Here is a 19,433-nt window from a genome sequence, read left to right as displayed (position 1 = left end):
TGTTTTGGTTGCGATGTGAGATATACCACCGATGACCTTAGGGGAATACCGTTATGACCGATAAATTCATTAAATCTCGTGCAGCGATAGCGTGGGGGCCAAAGCAACCTTTGTCGATTGAAGAGGTCGACGTCATGTTACCACGCAAGGGCGAAGTGCTAGTGAGAATTATTGCAACGGGGGTGTGTCACACTGATGCATTTACCTTATCTGGCGATGATCCTGAAGGGATTTTTCCATCAATTCTGGGTCATGAAGGCGGCGGTATTGTTGAACAGGTTGGAGAAGGGGTGACCAGTGTTGCGGTTGGCGATCATGTTATTCCGTTATACACACCAGAGTGTGGTGAGTGTAAGTTCTGCAAATCGGGTAAAACAAATCTGTGTCAAAAGATCCGAGAAACGCAAGGAAAAGGCTTAATGCCCGATGGTACGACACGCTTTTATAAAGACGGTCAGCCGATTTATCATTATATGGGGTGCTCGACATTTTCAGAGTACACGGTACTCCCTGAGATCTCTCTGGCTAAAGTGAACCCATCTGCACCGCTAGAAGAAGTCTGTTTGTTGGGCTGTGGTGTCACCACGGGCATGGGCGCGGTATTGAAAACAGCGGATGTTAAACCTGGTGATACCGTGGCGGTGTTTGGCCTTGGCGGTATTGGTTTGTCGGCAATCATTGGTGCAACAATGGTGAAGGCCGGGCGCATTATCGGGATTGATTTAAACGAGAGCAAGTTCGAGTTAGCACGTAAGCTAGGCGCGACAGATTGTATTAATCCGAAAGACTATGATAAGCCGATTCAGGATGTGATTGTTGAACTTACCGATGGTGGCGTTGATTTTTCCTTCGAGTGCATAGGGAATGTTAACGTGATGCGCAGTGCCCTAGAGTGTTGCCATAAAGGCTGGGGTGAGTCTGTGATTATCGGGGTGGCTGGCGCAGGACAAGAGATATCAACCCGTCCATTCCAGTTAGTGACCGGGCGTGTTTGGCGCGGCAGTGCATTCGGGGGAGTTAAAGGGCGTTCAGAGCTGCCTGACATCGTAGAGCAGTACATGGCGGGCGAGTTTAAGTTGGATGACTTTATTACTCATACCATGGGGTTAGAGCAGATAAATGAGGCGTTTGATCTAATGCATCGCGGTGAGAGTATTCGTTCAGTTATTCACTATGACAAGTAAATAAGTAGATTAGCCAGTTTTTCCCCGCAGTGATTGCTGCGGGGCATCCAATGCGATTGAAATTAGACCTACAGTAAAGGGCTAAAAAGGTAGAAAAAATGTTCACGTGCTCGGTCGAATAGGGTCCGCTTCTTCCAACGTGAATAGTCGATAGTTTCTGATTGTGTTTTATACGACTCCAATAACCAGACCATTTGCTGTGTAAACTCGCGATCATCCACTGCTAAAGAGACTTCAAAGTTAATCCACAAACTGCGCATATCGAGGTTTACTGTGCCGATTAGGCAGTGTTTCTTATCAATAATTACTGATTTCGTGTGTAACAACCCACCATCAAAGAGGTAAATAGTGGCACCAGCACTGAGAAGCTCATAAAAGAAAGAGTTGCTGGCCCACTTAACCATTAACGAATCGTTATGTTTTGGCAGAATGATCTCAACGTTAACTCCGCGTTGAGCGGCGTTGATCAACGCTTGGTGTAATGCTTCACTTGGTACAAAGTAAGGTGAGGTTATCACAATGCTGTCACGAGCTTGGTAGATCGCGAGACTTAGCACCTGATGGATAATATCTGGCGGCATCCCTGGACCCGACGGAATGGTTTGTATTGCGTCGTAATCGGTGAGCGAAGGACCAATAGTGCACTCAGGCATCGCAGGTAAGCAGCGCTCCCCTGTTTCCACTTCCCAATCCCATGCTTGAATCGCATTCAGTACCGCAACATTGGGGCCGGTTGTCCGCACCATGATATCGACCCATTGACCAACGCCAGCGTCGGTTTTGAAATGACGAGGGTCGACTAAATTCATTGAGCCGGTATAAGCAATGACATTATCGATAACAATAATCTTGCGATGTTGACGGAGATCCATTCTGCGAAAGAACATTCGCCAAGCTTTTACCGCTAATGCTTCTACCACGTTGATACCTGCCGCTCTAAAGGTTTTTGGCCAGTCGGAACGAAAGAAGCTATGGCTGCCTGCTGAGTCGAGTAGCAATTTGACTTCAACGCCACGTCGAGCTGCTTGAATTAATGCAGCGCCGATATCATTGGCCATTCCACCGGGATGCCAAATATAAAATTCTAGATGGATATAGTGTTGAGCGGCGCGGATATCTTGCAATATAGACTGCATGATTTCATCGGGTGCAGTGAGTAAGGTTAACGTATTACCACTCAAACTTGGAATGTTGAGGTTATTTTCACACAGTAAATGAATCGGTTTCGCCGCTTGGCTGATCATAGCTGGCTGGTGGGCTTCACAGCTGTCGAGTTGACTAAACCAGTTTGCGTATGGCTGATACATTTGTCGGGCGCGCTCAGCACGCTTCCGCCCGAGGTTGAGCTCGCCAAAGGTGAGATAGGCTGCAATTCCGACAAATGGAACAATATAGATAACCATCATCCACGCAAGAGATACTCCCACCACTCGGCGTTTAACCACGACTCGAATAGAGATACCGACGGCTAAGATGTAGTACACGATGATGCTAAGCCAAGCAAGGAATGAGTATAAGTTGTCCATTAAATAATCCTGTTCTTCCTTTTGATAATGTACAAGTTTTTGCTGATATCGGCTAGAACATTCATAACACGGATGGAATGAAATGTGGCGGGTATGTTAATGGGTGGTTGTAAATGGAGGTGATTTTGAGTTTAACAACAAAAAATCGCAACAAATTGGGTTAATTTAGAACTTGCCTCTTTCAATTTTAGTTTCAAACTGGTTTACTTGCTAGTGATAAGTCGCTAAATAACGCCGCTAAGGTGTAAATAATAAATTACAGGTGTAGCGACATGTATACTGACAGACAGAATAATAGAGAGAGAGACATGACAAACAGTATAGCCAGTGAATCTCGAGCGCAGTTTAGCTCCAAGATTGGTTTTATTTTAGCCGCAGCGGGATCGGCGGTTGGCCTTGGAAATATTTGGGGTTTTCCAACTCAAGCAGCCAGCAATGGTGGCGGCGCCTTCCTTCTTGTATATCTTTTCATGGTGTTTTTGTTGGGGTATCCACTGCTGGTTGCAGAACTAACGATTGGTCGCTATAGCCAAGCCAACCCGGTTAAATCATCGAGCAACATATTGCCATCGCGTTTTAAAGGCGCAGGTAAAGGGCTGGCTTTAATTGGTCTATTAACCGCATCAGGCATTCTTAGCTTTTATATTATTTTGGCGGGTTGGTTAGTCGGATTTTTGATTAGTCCAATTCTCGAAATATTGGGTATGCATAATGCGGCAGCTTGGCTCGAATCATTCTCTACGGCACGAAACCTTTTGCTGATGGGGCTATTTATGTATGCCACCATCTTTATCGTTAAAAGTGGTGTAGCAGAAGGGATTGAGCGTTGGTCTACCCGTTTAATGCCAATCCTCATTGCACTATTTATTGTGTTAATTGGCTACATCTTTACCCAAGAAGGGGCGATGGATGGGTTGAAAATGTTCCTTATCCCTGATTTTAGCCATATTGATGCTGGGTTAATCCATAGTGCTCTTGGGCAAGCGTTCTTCTCGTTGTCATTGGGGGCGTGTACCATGATGGTTTATGGGTCATACCTGAAAAAAGATGCCAATATCCCTAAAACAGCAGCGCAAGTGACGTGTATTGATACGTTTATTGCGTTTATTGCCGGTCTATTGATTTTGCCTGCAATGTTTGTGGCGCAAAACAATGGTGTAGAAATTTTTAATGAAGCAGGGCAACTTGAGAGCTCTGGCGGTTTGGTCTTTGACGTGCTTCCAGCGATGTTTGATACCATGGGCGGTGCAGGCTTGTTGGTCTCGATTGTCTTTTTTGCATTGATGGTGATTGCAGCGCTAACGTCTTCAATCTCTTTACTGGAAGTGCCAGTAGCAACAGCGACGGAAGAGTTGAATTTATCAAGAAGCAAAGCGACTTGGATCATCGGTGGCGTGATTGCGCTGTTTTCTGCGCTGATTATCTTTAATTTCGGTTGGATGTTTGATGCGGTTATTATTGCCTCTACTGAGTATGCACAACCTATTCTCGGTCTGATCTATGCGTTATTGGTCGGATGGGTATGGAAACGTGATGGACTGCTGCAGGAAATGCGCCAAGGTGCACCTGAACTAGAGCAAGGGCTATTTTGGAAAGTTTGGCCTTGGTATGTGCGCGTTGTTTGTCCGGTTATGATGCTATTCGTTTTCTTTGCATAGAAGATTAGCGTAATCCCCTTAGTAAAGCAGCCTGCAATGGCTGCTTTTTTTATGGGGGTTGTGTACACTTGCCGCGCTATATTTTAGGAATTCGATATGTTTTCAATCGTACACATTAATCCGCACTTTGTTGTAATAGACAAACATCCCAATGTGAGTGTGCATAAGGATGACGGCGATACCATGCTGGTGGCAGAAGTGGCCGCCAGCATTGGCGATGAGCAGCTCTACCTCGTACATCGGTTAGATAAAATGACGTCAGGTTTACTACTTCTGGCACGAGATGCGACGACAGCAGCGACATTGTCAGGGCTATTTGCGGCGCGTCAGGTGAGTAAATACTATCTTGCCATTGGGGAGAAAAAGCCAACTAAGAAACAGGGTTTAATTGTCGGCGATATGGCTCGTTCACGAAGAAGTAGTTGGAAGTTATTATCGAGCAAAGAGAACCCTGCAGTAACCCAGTTCTTTTCATTAGCGGGTGAAAACGGTCAGCGGCTTTTTTTGTGCAAACCGCATACTGGAAAAACGCATCAGATACGTGTCGCGCTAAAGAGTATTGGTTCAGGCATTATTGGAGACCCAATCTACGGCAGTGCCGCGGTAAATGCAGATCGCGGTTATTTGCATGCCTATGTTCTACAGTTCGTGTTTGGTGATAAGCAACACTGTTTTACGTCGATACCGACCGCAGGAAACGCATGGACAAGCGCATCGATGGCAGATGCGTTGCAACAATGGAAACAACCGTGGGATTTGCCATGGCCCGTGATCAAATCAGGAAATAGAAAATGAAGGTTGAAGCAATTTCGACGTTATATCAGCACTTAGTCGATCAACTGGCACAACAGCCAACAGAGGCAAAGCGCTTATTTCATGGCCGTGGTCGACAGTGGGAAGGGTTAGAGCAGTTGACGGTAGATTGGTTGAACGGTCAGTGTTTGGTGTCTATTTTTAAAACCCCCGATGAACCATTTATTCAAACCCTACGCGATCAGTTAGAGCAATTAGCTCAAGAGACCGTTTGGCATGCGGTGTCGCCGCAAGCGCTGTTGCTGCAGTATCGTGATCAACCCGGCACACCAACCGAAGTGATCTGGGGTGAGTTGAGCCGACAGCAGCTAATTACCGAGTCGGGCTTAACGTATGAGCTTGATCTTGGCAGAAACCAGAATTGTGGGCTGTTTTTAGATATGCGTAACGGGCGCGACTGGGTTCGTCAGCACAGCCACGGAAAGCAGGTGCTTAATTTATTTGCTTATACGTGTGGCTTCTCTGTGGCCGCTATTGAAGGCGGGGCAAACAAAGTGGTGAATGTGGATATGGCGAAAGCGGCACTCAGCCGTGGTCGCGATAATCACCGCCACAATGGGCATGATTTGTCCAAGGTCAGCTTTATGGGGCACGACATTTTTAAGTCATGGGGCAAAATTAGGAAAAGCGGTCCTTATGATCTGATTATTATTGATCCACCAACGTTTCAAAAAGGGAGTTTTGCGCTGACCAAAGATTATCAGCGCATTTTGAGAAGACTGCCAGAATTGCTAGAGGCGGGAGGAGAGGTGTTAGCGTGCGTTAACGACCCACATTTGAGTGAAGACTTTTTGATTGCTGAAATGCAACGCGAAGCCCCGCAACTGACTTTTGTTGAACGCTTAGAAAATCCTCAAGAATTTGCTGATAGCGACCCGAATGGTGGACTGAAAGCACTCTTGTTCAAATAGTGCTTATTTGAATTGTTTTGTTTCTATAATGCCGAAACCGTATTGGTTAATGTTGTCACTAAATAAGTGATCAACGGCACAAAAAAAAGCCCGCACTTTGGCGGGCTCTTGTCGCAGCTTTGCATCCATTATCTTAAACGAGTTGGATGTTACTCCTTATTATTATCCAGCCAACCCAGGGAAGAGCGTTCTTAACCCTGTAGCAATAAATTCTACGCCAAGTGCTGCGAGGATTAATCCCATAATACGGGTGATAACGTTGATGCCGGTTTGACCAAGAAAGCGAACAATGATCGGCGCACTTCTAAATAGCAACCAGCAGCTCAGCGCAAAGAGTGCAATTGTGACGATAAGGCCGGTAATGCTCAACACCCCTGGGTACCTTGCACCATAAACGATAGTGGAACTGATGGCACCAGGTCCCGCCATGAGTGGCATTGCTAATGGTACGACACCGACCTGCTCACGTTTTATCGACTCTGTCTCTTCTTGCTTATTTTGTTTATCTTCGCCGAGCTTACCGCTCATCATCGAAAACGCGATACTGAGTAATAATATGCCACCAGCAACCCGAAATGAGTCCAGAGAGATACTAAAGAGATCTAAAAGTATTTGCCCTGCTAACAGAGAGACAGTCAGAATGATAGCCACGGCAATATTGGCGATATAGGCGGTTCTGTTACGCTCAGCGGGTGTCATATGCCCAGTCAGGGAAACAAAAACAGGCATAATGCCAATGGGGTTGACGGCGGCAATCAGGCCAACGAAAAATTGTACAAAAATGGCAGTTTCTAACGCGTGCATAACAGTACTCAGATTAAGTCCGTAAAAGTCGGCCATTCTAGTGGATGATAGGCGTAGTGCTAGTGAATTTTTTTTGCTTATGACTGATAAGAATTCTAATAGATGACATAAGTGCTACAAGTTCCGCACTTTTGGTTTGGTATTCCGTTCAGGTATGTAATGGGTATTGTTAATAAGTGTTGCGACATTGCGGGGGTTCTGAGTCGATTTGAGGAATGCAATTTAGGGTTTAGCTTTTAAAAAAATAATGTAATTTTTCTACATTTTATCTGTTTTTAAATTTGTTGTAATTATACCTAACTGTGTGATACGTAGGCATAAATGTGGTGATAATGCGTTGTTTAGTTAATAGCCATTTGATGCTGTATCATAAAAACGGTTGTAATTTTTCTTTCAAAAAACTTCGTAAAGTGATCTGTATCAACATTTTTGTTAACCTGCTGGTTATAATCATCAACGAAAACTTTTTACTAAGATGATGTGCTACATCGACAAAATTGTTTAGACTGTGCTTCTAGAATGTTATACGTCAACGTGTTGTTTGATCGCCTTACTAAAACGTTTTTATATTTAAAGTTAGGAGTTAACTATGCCTGTTACTAATATGGCTGAACTGGATGCAATGATTGCACGCGTTAAAACCGCGCAAAAAGAATTTGCTACTTTCTCTCAAGAGCAAGTGGACAAAATCTTCCGCGCAGCTTCACTTGCTGCCAACAATGCGCGTATTCCACTGGCACAGCAAGCAGTTGCTGAATCAGGAATGGGAATCGTTGAAGACAAAGTAATTAAAAACCACTTCGCATCAGAATTTATTTATAACAAGTACAAGGACGAAAAAACGTGCGGCATTCTTGAAGAGAATGACGAGTTTGGCACAATGACCATCGCAGAGCCGGTCGGCATCATTTGCGGTATCGTTCCTACTACTAACCCAACTTCGACGGCTATCTTCAAATCACTTATCTCATTGAAGACCCGTAATGGTATTATTTTCTCTCCGCACCCACGTGCAAAAAACTCAACTAACGATGCTGCTAAATTGGTACTAGACGCTGCAATTGCTGCTGGTGCACCAAAAGACATCATCGGTTGGATCGATGAGCCATCGGTTGAGCTTTCTAATGCGCTAATGAAACACGATGACATTAACCTTATCCTTGCGACTGGTGGTCCAGGTATGGTTAAAGCTGCATACTCTTCAGGTAAGCCAGCCATCGGTGTAGGTGCAGGTAACGTTCCTGTTGTTATTGATGAAACTGCCGATATTAAACGTGCAGTTGCGTCAATCCTTATGTCTAAAACGTTCGATAACGGTGTTGTTTGTGCTTCTGAGCAAGCTGCTATTGTTGTTGATTCTGTCTATGAAGAAGTTAAAGAGCGTTTTGCTTCTCACAAGGCTTATGTATTGACTAAGGCTGAAGCAGAAAAAGTTCGTAAAGTTCTTCTTATCGACGGTAACTTAAACGCGAAAATCGTTGGTCAACCAGCACCAGCAATCGCTGAAATGGCGGGTGTTAAAGTTCCTGCTGATACGAAGGTTCTTGTTGGTGAAGGCATTGGTAAAGTGTCATATGACGATGAGTTTGCACACGAGAAGTTGTCTCCAACTCTGGGTCTATTCCGTGCCGATGATTTCGAAGATGCTGTTGCTCAAGCAGTAACAATGGTGGAGATTGGTGGTATTGGTCATACATCTGGTCTGTATACTAACCAAGATGTCAATGCAGACCGTATCCGTTACTTCGGTGATAAGCTGAAGACAGCGCGTATTCTTGTTAACATTCCGACTACTCACGGTGGTATCGGTGACTTGTACAACTTCAATGTTGCACCGTCTCTAACCTTGGGTTGTGGTTCTTGGGGTGGTAACTCTATCTCTGAGAACGTAGGTCCTAAGCACCTTATCAACAAGAAAACTGTAGCGAAGCGAGCTGAAAATATGCTGTGGCACAAACTACCTAAATCAATTTACTTCCGTCGTGGCAGCCTTCCAATCGCGCTTGGTGACCTAGAAGGGAAGAAACGTGCGTTCCTAGTTACTGACCGTTTCTTATTCAATAACGGGTATGCTGATGAAATCGTTGCGCTGCTAAAAGCACAAGGTATGGAAGTACAAACTTTCTTCGAAGTAGAAGCGGATCCAACGCTGTCTGTTGTAGAGAAAGGTGCGGACGCAATGCAAAGCTTCCAGCCAGACGTTATTCTAGCGCTTGGTGGTGGTTCACCAATGGATGCAGCGAAGATCATGTGGGTAATGTACGAGCACCCAGAAACGCATTTTGAAGAACTAGCAATGCGCTTTATGGATATCCGTAAACGTATCTACAAGTTCCCTAAAATGGGTAAGAAAGCTGAACTAGTTTGTATCACTACAACGTCTGGTACGGGTTCAGAAGTGACACCATTCGCGGTTGTTACTGACGACAAGACTGGTGCTAAGTACCCACTAGCTGACTACGAACTAACACCACAAATGGCTATCGTTGATGCGAACCTTGTGATGAACATGCCTAAGTCACTGACTGCTTTCGGTGGGTATGATGCGGTAACTCACGCACTAGAAGCTTATGTATCTGTTCTAGCGAACGAATACTCTGACGGTCAAGCGCTTCAAGCACTTAAGATGCTTAAAGAATATCTACCGTCAAGCTATGCGAACGGTGCGAGTGACCCAATCGCTCGTGAGAAAGTTCATAACGCTGCAACGATTGCTGGTATTGCATTTGCGAATGCCTTCCTAGGTGTTTGTCACTCAATGGCACACAAGATTGGTGCTGAGTTCCACCTACCACATGGTCTGGCGAACGCATTACTGATCTCGAACGTTGTACGTTACAACGCGAACGACAACCCAACTAAGCAAACAGCGTTCTCTCAGTACGACCGCCCACAAGCACGTCGTCGTTACGCTGAAGTTGCTGACCATTTAGGTCTAAGCCAAGCTGGAGATCGCACGGCTCAGAAGATTGAGCGTCTACTTACATGGTTAGAAGAACTGAAAGGTGACCTAGACATCCCATTGTCTATTCAAGCGGCGGGTGTTCCAGAAGCTGACTTCCTAGCTAAGGTTGATGACTTGTCTGTTGAAGCGTTCGATGATCAATGTACTGGTGCTAACCCACGCTACCCATTGATCTCTGAGCTGAAAGATGTGCTTCTTGCTGCGTATTACGGTAAAGCATATGTAGAAGGTGACACGTTTGAGGGCACTTCAGTTATCAAGAAGAAAGATGACCAAAAGCCTGCGACTAAGTCAGCAAAAAAAGTGACTGAAAAAGCTTAAATTAGTCACGCTAGCGCAATAAATGATAAATTTTGGCCCACCATTTTGGTGGGCTTTTTTATTATTGGCGGGTTTACATTAATGCGTCATTTGACCGTGTACCAGAGCTGATGCGCTATATTCATATGTATCGCTGATTTATGATGACTGACATGGGAGGCGTCATGGTTGATAACCCTTCATGCTTTATTGCGCTGCCATTATCAAAGTCTTTGTGCCATGCTCTTGCATCTTTGCAGATCAGGGTACCTGCTGTTCGTTGGATGCCAATAGCCAACTTTCACTTAACCTTGTGCTTTATCGGTAACGTTCCGACAGAGGGTTTATTGACTCAGTTACGCTTAATTCGCCTTCCTTGTTTTGAGATCGTAGTGAATCATGTTGGGTCATTTTCTACGTCGCATGGTCGCCATGTGCTGTGGGCAGGAATCGCCGAGAGTCACTCATTATTGCGACTTCAGCATGCGGTTGAGTGGGCAACGGTTATTACAGGTATAGAGCCTGAAGTTCACCGATTTTACCCCCATATCACATTGGGTCGAACGAGGCGTACTCACTATAGAGATACAATTAAACCATTTTTGCAGCAGAAAATTAATGTTGTAGAGCAATGTAGGCAGTTTGTATTGTATGCAAGCGACCCGCAGCCACAGGGTGGATCGCGTTACGTACCGATACAGCGCTTTGAGCTTGTCTAACATGCGTGTTAACTGGAAGGGCGTAGCTATAGGTAGAGCAACACAATAAGTAGGCCAAGAAAGACAAAAAAACCGCACGATAATGCGGTTTTTTAGTTATGAAACAGTGATACAACAGCACTTATTATTATATTGCGGGCTTAACATCAAGCAGCGCTTGTTGTGTGTCCACGATGTTGGGCTGTGTTTGTTGTTCACTATTACTGATACCTAGCTCTTCATGAGCTTCTTCTTCACTCATACCTAAGTGGCATCGAAGAATGTCGATAGCAACCTGGTAATTCTCTTTATCTGCCATTGTAGGCACTCCCTGTATAATATCCTTCCCGAGAATAAAAATAGCTGACGAATGCGAATTCGACAATACGACCAAAGTCTAATGTGGTAAATATGCGCAACACTCGATACTCGCGGTAACAATTTTTTTCTTTCCCTTGTAAATAAAATGGCAGACCATACATTTGTAATAAGGCCATATTTGAATTGGAGTATGTATTATATGAAGAGACTTGCACTCTTTTTAGCAACGAACCTTGCGGTGATGTTAGTCTTCAGCATTGTCTTGAATATTGTTTATGCTGTTACTGGCATGCAGCCGGGAAGTCTCTCAGGGCTATTAGTGCTTGCTGCACTGTTTGGTTTTGGTGGCTCATTGGTTTCATTGATGATGTCGAAATCGATGGCCCTGCGCAGTGTTGGCGGACAGGTGATTGAACAACCACGTAACGAGACAGAGCACTGGTTACTGAGTACCGTGCAGCGTCAAGCACAACAGGCAGGGATTGGTATGCCAACGGTTGCCATTTACTCGTCGCCAGACATTAATGCCTTTGCGACAGGAGCGAAGCGTGATGACTCTTTAGTCGCAGTATCAACAGGCTTGATGCAAAGCATGACGCGCGATGAAGCAGAGGCGGTATTAGCGCACGAAGTCAGCCACGTTGCCAATGGTGACATGGTGACGATGACGTTAATGCAAGGGGTGGTGAACACCTTTGTTATCTTTATTTCTCGTATTATTGCGAGTGTCGTTAGCGGACTCAACAACAATGATGATAACCGTGGCGGAAGTTACATGGTCTATTTTCTTGTCTCCTCAGTGATGGAAGTGCTATTTGGTTTCCTCGCGAGCATATTGACCATGTGGTATAGCCGCCACCGTGAGTTTAAGGCTGATGCAGGCTCAGCACACCTTGTCGGTAAAGAGAAAATGATTGCAGCGTTAGAGCGTTTAAAGCAAAGCCACGAACCTCAACTAGAAGGTTCTATGATGGCCTTTGGTATTAATGGCAAGCGCTCCCTTACTGAGCTTCTAATGACCCACCCGCCGTTAGACAAGCGCATCGATGCACTGCGTCGTGGTGAACACTGATAACTCGGGTACTATTAGCTTTCGCTAAAGTGGGCTTCTTCTAACTGAAGAAAAGTGACTTTATTAGTTCGAGATAACGAAACATCTCTTTATCGCAGAGTATGTAAGGCCTAGCTCTATAGCTAGGCCTGTTTGTTTTAGGCTGCAACTATGATGGCAAGCTAGGTGGGTAAACGCCGAATTAGCTAAGCGCATCATTTTGCGAGGCACACACCTGGATTTTTGCAAATCGTCTTTTTCCTATTTGATAGATGGCTTCTCCTAGCTCAGGAACCCATTTTTCATCGCTTATTTTCTTGCCATTGATCTTTACTGCCCCCTGACGAATGAGGCGTAATGCTTCCGATGTCGATGCCACTAATCCTACGTGTTTGAGTATTTGACTAATTGTTAGGCCGTGCATAATAGCGATATTATCTAGATCCTCAGGAAGTTGGCCGGCTTGAAAACGTTGGTTGAACTGTATCGCTGCGCGGTCTGCATCGTCGGCATGGTGAAAACGAGCGACAATTTCCTTGGCCAATACTATTTTGACGTCTTTGGGATTACGTCCATTCGCAATATCAATCTTGAATTGCTCGATCTCTGCCATGTCTCGAAACGACAGAAGTTCAAAGTAATTCCACATCAATTCATCTGATATTGACATGATTTTGCCAAACATTTCATCCGGTGAGTCGGTAATGCCAATGTAGTTATTGGCCGATTTGGACATTTTTATGTTGCCATCTAAACCAACCAATAGCGGCATGGTAATCACCACTTGAGGCTCTTGGTTATGCTGCTTTTGTAACTCTCGTCCCATGAGCAAATTAAAGGTCTGATCGGTGCCACCTAATTCAATATCAGCCTCTAATTCGACAGAATCATAGCCTTGCAATAGTGGGTAAATGAACTCATGGATACCAATAGGCTTGTGGTTGGCGAACCGTGTTTTGAAATCTTCGCGCTCTAGCATTCTTGCAACTGTTTGACTTGCTGACAATTTCAACATGCCTTCAGCACCAAGCTGCGATAACCATTCGGAATTAAAGGCAATGCGCGTTTTGCTTGGGTCTAACACCTTGAACACTTGTTGTTGATAGGTTTTTGCATTGGCTACGACTTGCTCGGTGGTGAGTGGAGGGCGAGTGCTACTTTTCCCGCTAGGGTCGCCAATTTTTCCCGTAAAGTCACCAATTAAGAATACAACGTGATGACCCAGATCTTGAAATTGGCGTAATTTATTTAGAATAACGGTATGGCCTAAATGGATATCTGGTGCGGTTGGATCTGCGCCCAATTTTACGATCAGCGGACGGGATTTCTGCAGCTTATCACGTAACGCTGATTCTGGCGTAATGGCCTCTACTCCGCGTTGAATTAGGTTAAAGGCGTGGTTTATATCCATGATAACTCCTGGCGATTGTATATTGTTTATTCGGCTGTCTGTTGTTAGTGCTAGCGAGAAGGCTGAGAGTAACAGTGGGGTATTTGTTAGCAAAGTTAGTAACTATCACGAAGTGTGATAGCCTAATAAGCAAGAAACATAAGACGAGGAGTGAAGGCGGCAGTGTACAGTTTTGAACAATTAAAGATGTTTGTTGCTGTGTGTGAGACGGGATCGTTTTCAGCCGCGGCACGAAAGCACAAACGTGCTCAGTCTGGTGTGAGCCAGTCGATCTCTAATCTAGAAATCGCACTGAATCACTCCTTGTTTGATCGTACTGGAAACACACCAGTATTAACGGTTGAAGGTGAAGCGTTATTACCGATTGCCCGCTCAATACTGCTACAGCAACAGCGTTTGGAACAAAAAGTGTCAGCATTGGATGCAAATGAGGAACATGAGCTTGTCGTAGCAATAGAAGAGAGCCTGTTGGATCCAAATTTGTTAGGGGAAATCGCGAAACTTGGCGAACAATTTCCGATGACAAATGTGGAAGTGTTGTCTGTATCAACGTTCGATATTCATACGATGGTTAGTGCAGGGAGAGCCCACGTTGGTATTGTATTTGCTGATGGTAGTATGGCGGAAGAGACGGAGTTTGCAACGATTGGGCATAGTCGATTTATTACGTTAGCCGCCCCAGAACATCCTCTGGCGAATAAACCGCGGCTGAGTGATGATGAACTAAGAAATTATCGCCAGATAGTACATCGCTCCTCTAGCGCCGAAGAGTTGTGGTTTAGCTATGCGGTTAGTACACGTGTATGGTATGCCAATACACATCAGTTGTTGTTGCAGTTGGCATCGCAGGGACTAGGGTGGGCAATCGTTCCTGAGCGCTTGGCGATGCCGTATGTTCAGCAAGGTCAATTAGCGATACTTGATCTCGCCTTTGAACCCAATGGATGGGTAACCCCGGTTGATATTATCCAAACTCGGCGACATAAAGAGGGACCCGTCCGACAAGCCTTACTGGCTATCTTGGAGAAGGCACTGTTTGTGAGGTAGGGTTGATGTCGCTTTGATTGTTTATTGTTCAATGAATAGCACATTTAGCAAAAAGGACAATAGCTTGCGCTATTGCCCTTTATAATATTGGTTTAGTGGTTGTATTAACCGCCAATAATTACTTTTGCAATCGCCATACCGATAACACACGCAGAGATAACACCAATTAAGCCAGGCATCATAAATGAGTGGTTGAAGTAGTATTTACCAATCTTTGTAGTACCTGACACATCGAAGTTAGTCGTCGCGATATCAGAAGGGTAGTTAGGGATGAAGAAGTAACCGTAAGTCGCTGGCATTAGAGCAACAAGTAGATAAGGTTCTAGACCCATTGCAATACCAACGGGAAGCATCATAACAGCGGTCGCCCCTTGGCTGTTAACTACAACAGAAACGACGAACAGTGCTAGTGCGAATGTCCAAGGGTAAGACTGAACCATGTCCATGATCCCACCTTTGAATGCTGGCATCGCAAACTGGAAGTAAGTGTCACTCATCCAAGCAATACCATAAATCGCAATGGCAGCAACCATGCCAGATTTAAACACCACGCCATTTGGCACAGATTGAACGTTGGTACGAGTAATTAAAAGAATCAACCCACCAAAACCTAGCATCATCATCTGGATAACGTTAGACATCGAGACGGCGCTGCCTTCAATCGTTCTTACAGCAGGAACCATCGCGATAAAGACAATAGTAACCAATGCGGCTAAGAACAGGTATACAGCATGGCGTGCAGATGCTGGTAGTGTTTCATCTAGCGATGATGCGGTTGTGTTCTTGATTTTCTCTGCCCAGTTAGGATCTTGCAGACGTGCTTGATATTCTTGATCTTGATCGAGCTCTTTACCGCGACGTAAGCTGTATAGCGATACCAAAAGGACACCACAGAACGTCGATGTCATGGTTACTGAAAGAATTGTCAAAAGGGTGATATTTGAGTTTAGCTCTGCTATTTGTGCTAAGTAGTAGACAACAGCGGCTGAAATTGGGCTGGCTGTGATCCCCATTTGTGAAGCGATAGATGCAGCGGCCATTGGACGCTCTGGACGAATGCCGTTTTTCAGTGCGACATCACCAATGATTGGCATCACAGAGTACACTGCGTGGCCTGTACCTAGCATAACGGTCATAAGCCATGTTGCGATAGGACCTAAAAAGGTAATTTTCTTTGGATTGCGGCGTAATACACGTTCAGTGACTTGAAGCATATATTTTAAACCGCCTGCGGCTTCAAGAATTGAAGCACAGGTAACAACTGCCAAAATAATTAGCATGACAGTAACAGGCGGAGAAGACGGCGGCATTCTGAAAATAAAGACTTCAATTAATAAGCCAATACCAGAAACAACCCCTAAGCCGATTCCACCATAGCGACTTCCTGTATATAGAATCGCGAGAAGAAAAATGAACTGCATATAAAGCACGGTAGAACTCCTTTAAAAAGTGCAAGATATTAATCTGTGTAGATACTCGCATTTTTTAATGATTATTGATTGATTCTTATCAAATGTGGCGACATGAATTTTCTGGTTAACTGAAAGTGTGACGCAAGGGTTGTTTGTAGCACTTAATGTTAAGCAAGTGTAAGTGCGCTGTAGCTAGGTTGGTGGTTTGAATGCGGCTAAGGTATATATTTTCTAACTGCGTGTTATCTTTTTATAGGCAGCTCATTCCCATGTTGTTATTGATCATGTAACGATGACAGTGGGGAGAGTGTGAGGTTGCTGCGATGTTGTTGGGTTGGTGCTTGTGGTTGCGGTGTTGTGTTATTTTGATGCGCATGCAAAACATGTGTGTAACTGCGGAATTTATCAATAAATTAAACGTGAAATATGTCCAATTAATCGTGCAAAATACGAATGATTTATTTAACAGTCAATGTGCACTTTCACCATTGTTATAAAATATGCGCAAATTTAGCAGGGCCTTTGGTTTATATGTTGACTCGTGGAGTATACAGCTTTGGAGGAGTGGTGTTTAAATTGTTGGCTTATATTTTGGTATTGTCTGCGTTGCTGATCGCTTTATTTTTTTTGCAACTATTCCAAGGCAGCGAAGAAAGCTTAGAAGTGCATTGCCAAATATTTAAAAAAGATAACACCATAGCGTACTCAACCATAATACAGCAGCTTCTATCTGATGAAAACGTTGAGTATCGTCTAAGTAATTACCCTCCTTCAACTAAATGGGAAATATGTGAACAAGGTGCTGAGCTCGCCTCAATTATGTCTCGTGGACCATATGGGCCTAAAAGTGAATGCACATTAAGGGCGATAGACGGGCAACTGCAAGTAATATGCAATCAGATAAAATAGGAAAGGGAATGAATCATATATTATTAGCCGCTAGTCTTGGCACGGTATTTAGTGCAGTGGCCATGGAGCAACCATCGACTAGTCATGCACCAGTAACACATAAGGCCCCTGTTGCCAAAAATATGGCAGCGCGTGATGACTCAAATCGAATAAACATTACATTTTCTGAGTTCTCTTCAGGGACAAGTATTACAGGTCAATATCGTGATAAAGGCGTCGTATTTGGTGGTGATGCACCTTTTATTACCCCCGATGGTGCTAACCCAACGTCTCCTGTTTTGTCTGGAAGCCCTCTTTATGAAGGGGCAATAGAGGGCTATTTTGTCGTTCCTGATACAGATGAGAAAACATCGGTAGCGGAGTTTTCTATCGATGGTGGTTATTTTGATGAGTATGGCACTGTTAGGATCAGTGTTTTCGACAAGGAAGGCAACCGAATAGGTCAAAAAATTGCCAACCAAATCGGGATACAGAACTTCTCATTTGAGGGCGTAATTCACCGCTTTAGGATTGAAACAATTGCTCATGAGCCTTCTGGGTATGCAATAGATAACGTTTCTTTTGTCCCGTTAAAAAACGCCGTGGTGTTTAGAGAGAAGGAAGAAGCCGGGAGTCGAGACGGTTTTTGGTCTTTTCTTGATGATGAAGTTCCGGGGTATGACCATGTCGGCTTTAGCTATAGTGGAGAGGTGTACGAAAGTCATCCTGGCTATTATCCGGGGATTTACGTTTCTGAAGATGGCGAGAGCACCACTTATGTGCAGCGTAGGAATGGGGTGCAAAAAGAACATATACTTGAAACATTTAAGTACTATTCGCAAATTAAGGGACAGACAAAAGTTACGCAAACAAATGAAATTCAAATTAGTGACGATCTTGCCAAGCAGATGGCTGAAGCCGCTGATTCTGCGATAGCACAGGGCGCGACGTTTAATTACCTCACCTCAGATTACTTTGATTTCGCAACGCTAGAGGAGTGGTTAAGTCCTGCTGCGCAAAAAGGCGATGACAATACTTACACCTGTGTTGGTTTGGTGGAATGGGCAGCAGAGCAAGCTGGCCACCGTTCTGGGCAAGGCTTTATTGATAACCGTTATGAGTCGTTCGCGTTAACCATTCCAGAGTTCCAAGAAGGCGATACATTGCCGACACTGAAAACCTATGAGTTACCACTATTATCTCCAGAATGGTTAGAGCATGTGATGCGTTTCGGACAAGGTTCTGAAGGGATAGCAGAGTGGGCTTTAGGTTGGTTTGACCCTGTCGATGTTATTGTGACGGATCCGGTTGGTCGTCGCGTTGGCACACTCGGTGATGAAGTTTTTGCTGAAGTGCCTAGTGCATTCGTAACCCCCAATGGTTTTATTGACATGCTGGCGATTCCTTACCCACTTCCAGGTAAGTATAGTGTCAAGTTTGTAGGGTTAGGTACACACGCGAAAGGAGGCTTTCGAGTAGGCGACAACATGATTACGATTAATCAAACATTAGAAGAGGGAGAAGTCATCACCAAGGAGACCTATGTTGCATTGACAGGTGACTACCTTGAAAGGGTTGATGTGAACGGTGATAGCCTATTAGACGAGAATGATGTGATCATGTTGCAAACTTTAGTGGGACGATATACTGATGGGCTATTTGGGGCTGGCGACTTGAATAACAATGGTGAGTATGATGTAGAAGATGCCCAACTTCTTGCTGAGCTTGTTCTTGCTTTGAGTGAAGAGGTGATACCTCAAGATGTAGACAGAAGCAGTGTTGTCGATGAGGCTGACGGTTTGTTGGTGTTGGCGGATCTTGGTACCTGTAGTGATGAAGATGGTAATTTTGCCGCGGCAGATATTAACAGCGATGGATGTGTAACCTGGTTAGACTATCAGTCGTGGTGGAAAGTTGCTCATGCCATGGAAGATTTGGGCGAGGAAGCTGATGTCTCACTTAGTAATGGAAAGGGTTTTGTTGGAGAATCTGTTAAGCTCAGTTTAACGCTATCTCAAATGGCGTTGGGCTTGGAAGCAGAGCTACTCTTTGATTCAGAGCGTTTACGTTTTGTTAGTGCTGTTGCGGAACATTCAGATTATAGAGTTAAGTCGTGGCATAACGGCAATGGCAATATTCAATTCGTAGCGAGTACGTTAGCACCGCAAAATATCTCAGGTGATGTAGTGGTGACTTTTGAGTTTATGCCGTTAATTGCTGGTGATGCAGATATCCGTTTAACGTCAAATGAAATTGCTGATGCTGGTGTGGTTGGTAATAGAGTGGCAGCAGTAGATGTTACGGCAGTTATAAGTGCAGAGAAAGCTCACGATAGTGAAGAGTCAGAAACAGAGGATGAAAAGGAGCAGCATGGTAGTTCAACTGGCTTATTGTCCTTGTTGATACTGTTTGGATTGTTAGTGCGGCACCGACGCTTCCGCTAG

Annotated in this window: 15 protein-coding genes; 10 read left to right on the top strand and 5 right to left on the bottom strand. The window is 44.5% G+C overall.

The annotated features are described in order from the left end of the window. Nucleotides 1-53: 53 nt before the first annotated feature. Nucleotides 54-1,184, top strand: a complete 1,131-nt coding sequence (locus ACKLNH_RS01385; RefSeq protein WP_413110440.1) for an S-(hydroxymethyl)glutathione dehydrogenase/class III alcohol dehydrogenase — start codon at nucleotides 54-56, stop codon at nucleotides 1,182-1,184. A 68-nt stretch (nucleotides 1,185-1,252) separates the two neighbouring features. Here ACKLNH_RS01385 and cls read toward each other — a convergent pair whose 3' ends face one another. Further along, on the bottom strand, nucleotides 1,253-2,710 hold the full coding sequence (gene cls, locus ACKLNH_RS01380) for a cardiolipin synthase (RefSeq protein ID WP_413110439.1): 1,458 nt from the start codon (nucleotides 2,708-2,710) through the stop codon (nucleotides 1,253-1,255). 308 nt (nucleotides 2,711-3,018) lie between these two features. Between cls and ACKLNH_RS01375 the strand changes: the two genes are divergently transcribed. The 3 genes from ACKLNH_RS01375 (at nucleotide 3,019) to ACKLNH_RS01365 (ending at nucleotide 6,092) form a co-directional block, all read left to right on the top strand. Further along, entirely contained in the window at nucleotides 3,019-4,368 is a 1,350-nt protein-coding gene (locus ACKLNH_RS01375) for a sodium-dependent transporter (RefSeq protein WP_413110438.1), read from the top strand. A 96-nt stretch (nucleotides 4,369-4,464) separates the two neighbouring features. After that, on the top strand, nucleotides 4,465-5,163 hold the full coding sequence (locus tag ACKLNH_RS01370) for a TIGR01621 family pseudouridine synthase (protein WP_413110437.1): 699 nt from the start codon (nucleotides 4,465-4,467) through the stop codon (nucleotides 5,161-5,163). Then, nucleotides 5,160-6,092, top strand: coding sequence for a class I SAM-dependent methyltransferase (locus tag ACKLNH_RS01365; RefSeq protein ID WP_413110436.1), 933 nt, complete (start codon nucleotides 5,160-5,162; stop codon nucleotides 6,090-6,092). The genes ACKLNH_RS01370 and ACKLNH_RS01365 overlap by 4 nt, the downstream gene beginning before the upstream one ends. Nucleotides 6,093-6,254: 162 nt before the next feature. On the opposite strand, the gene ACKLNH_RS01360 is transcribed toward ACKLNH_RS01365, so the two are convergent. After that, entirely contained in the window at nucleotides 6,255-6,896 is a 642-nt protein-coding gene (locus tag ACKLNH_RS01360) for a YchE family NAAT transporter (protein ID WP_413110435.1), read from the bottom strand. Nucleotides 6,897-7,485: 589 nt separating this feature from the next. On the opposite strand from ACKLNH_RS01360, the gene adhE reads away from it, so the two are divergent. Both adhE and thpR read left to right on the top strand, forming a co-directional pair. Further along, a complete protein-coding gene (adhE, locus tag ACKLNH_RS01355) occupies nucleotides 7,486-10,182 on the top strand; it encodes a bifunctional acetaldehyde-CoA/alcohol dehydrogenase (RefSeq protein WP_413110434.1) in 2,697 nt (898 codons plus the stop codon). A 164-nt stretch (nucleotides 10,183-10,346) separates the two neighbouring features. Continuing rightward, a complete protein-coding gene (gene thpR, locus ACKLNH_RS01350) occupies nucleotides 10,347-10,880 on the top strand; it encodes an RNA 2',3'-cyclic phosphodiesterase (protein ID WP_413110433.1) in 534 nt (177 codons plus the stop codon). A gap of 127 nt (nucleotides 10,881-11,007) precedes the next feature. Here the strand turns inward: thpR and ACKLNH_RS01345 are convergent, their stop codons facing one another. After that, on the bottom strand, nucleotides 11,008-11,178 hold the full coding sequence (locus ACKLNH_RS01345) for a hypothetical protein (RefSeq protein WP_413110432.1): 171 nt from the start codon (nucleotides 11,176-11,178) through the stop codon (nucleotides 11,008-11,010). 201 nt (nucleotides 11,179-11,379) lie between these two features. Between ACKLNH_RS01345 and htpX the strand changes: the two genes are divergently transcribed. Beyond that, nucleotides 11,380-12,252 (top strand): protease HtpX, encoded by an 873-nt coding sequence (htpX, locus tag ACKLNH_RS01340; protein ID WP_413110431.1) that lies wholly within the window; start codon nucleotides 11,380-11,382, stop codon nucleotides 12,250-12,252. Between the two features lie 181 nt (nucleotides 12,253-12,433). On the opposite strand, the gene tyrS is transcribed toward htpX, so the two are convergent. Next, entirely contained in the window at nucleotides 12,434-13,645 is a 1,212-nt protein-coding gene (tyrS, locus tag ACKLNH_RS01335; protein ID WP_413110752.1) for a tyrosine--tRNA ligase, read from the bottom strand. Nucleotides 13,646-13,804: 159 nt separating this feature from the next. Between tyrS and ACKLNH_RS01330 the strand changes: the two genes are divergently transcribed. Beyond that, entirely contained in the window at nucleotides 13,805-14,689 is an 885-nt protein-coding gene (locus ACKLNH_RS01330; protein ID WP_413110430.1) for a LysR family transcriptional regulator, read from the top strand. Nucleotides 14,690-14,793: 104 nt separating this feature from the next. Here ACKLNH_RS01330 and ACKLNH_RS01325 read toward each other — a convergent pair whose 3' ends face one another. Continuing rightward, complete coding sequence (locus ACKLNH_RS01325; protein WP_413110429.1) at nucleotides 14,794-16,119, bottom strand: anaerobic C4-dicarboxylate transporter; 1,326 nt, start codon at nucleotides 16,117-16,119, stop codon at nucleotides 14,794-14,796. Between the two features lie 549 nt (nucleotides 16,120-16,668). Between ACKLNH_RS01325 and ACKLNH_RS01320 the strand changes: the two genes are divergently transcribed. Beyond that, nucleotides 16,669-17,010: a hypothetical protein gene (locus tag ACKLNH_RS01320; RefSeq protein WP_413110428.1), complete on the top strand. Its 342-nt coding sequence runs from the start codon at nucleotides 16,669-16,671 to the stop codon at nucleotides 17,008-17,010. 8 nt (nucleotides 17,011-17,018) lie between these two features. Further along, nucleotides 17,019-19,433: a hypothetical protein gene (locus ACKLNH_RS01315; protein WP_413110427.1), complete on the top strand. Its 2,415-nt coding sequence runs from the start codon at nucleotides 17,019-17,021 to the stop codon at nucleotides 19,431-19,433.

Origin of the sequence: Thaumasiovibrio clandestinus (genome assembly GCF_047250365.1) — a bacterium.
In the GTDB taxonomy this organism is placed as follows: domain Bacteria; phylum Pseudomonadota; class Gammaproteobacteria; order Enterobacterales; family Vibrionaceae; genus Thaumasiovibrio.
This window is presented reverse-complemented; position numbering and strand designations above follow the sequence as displayed.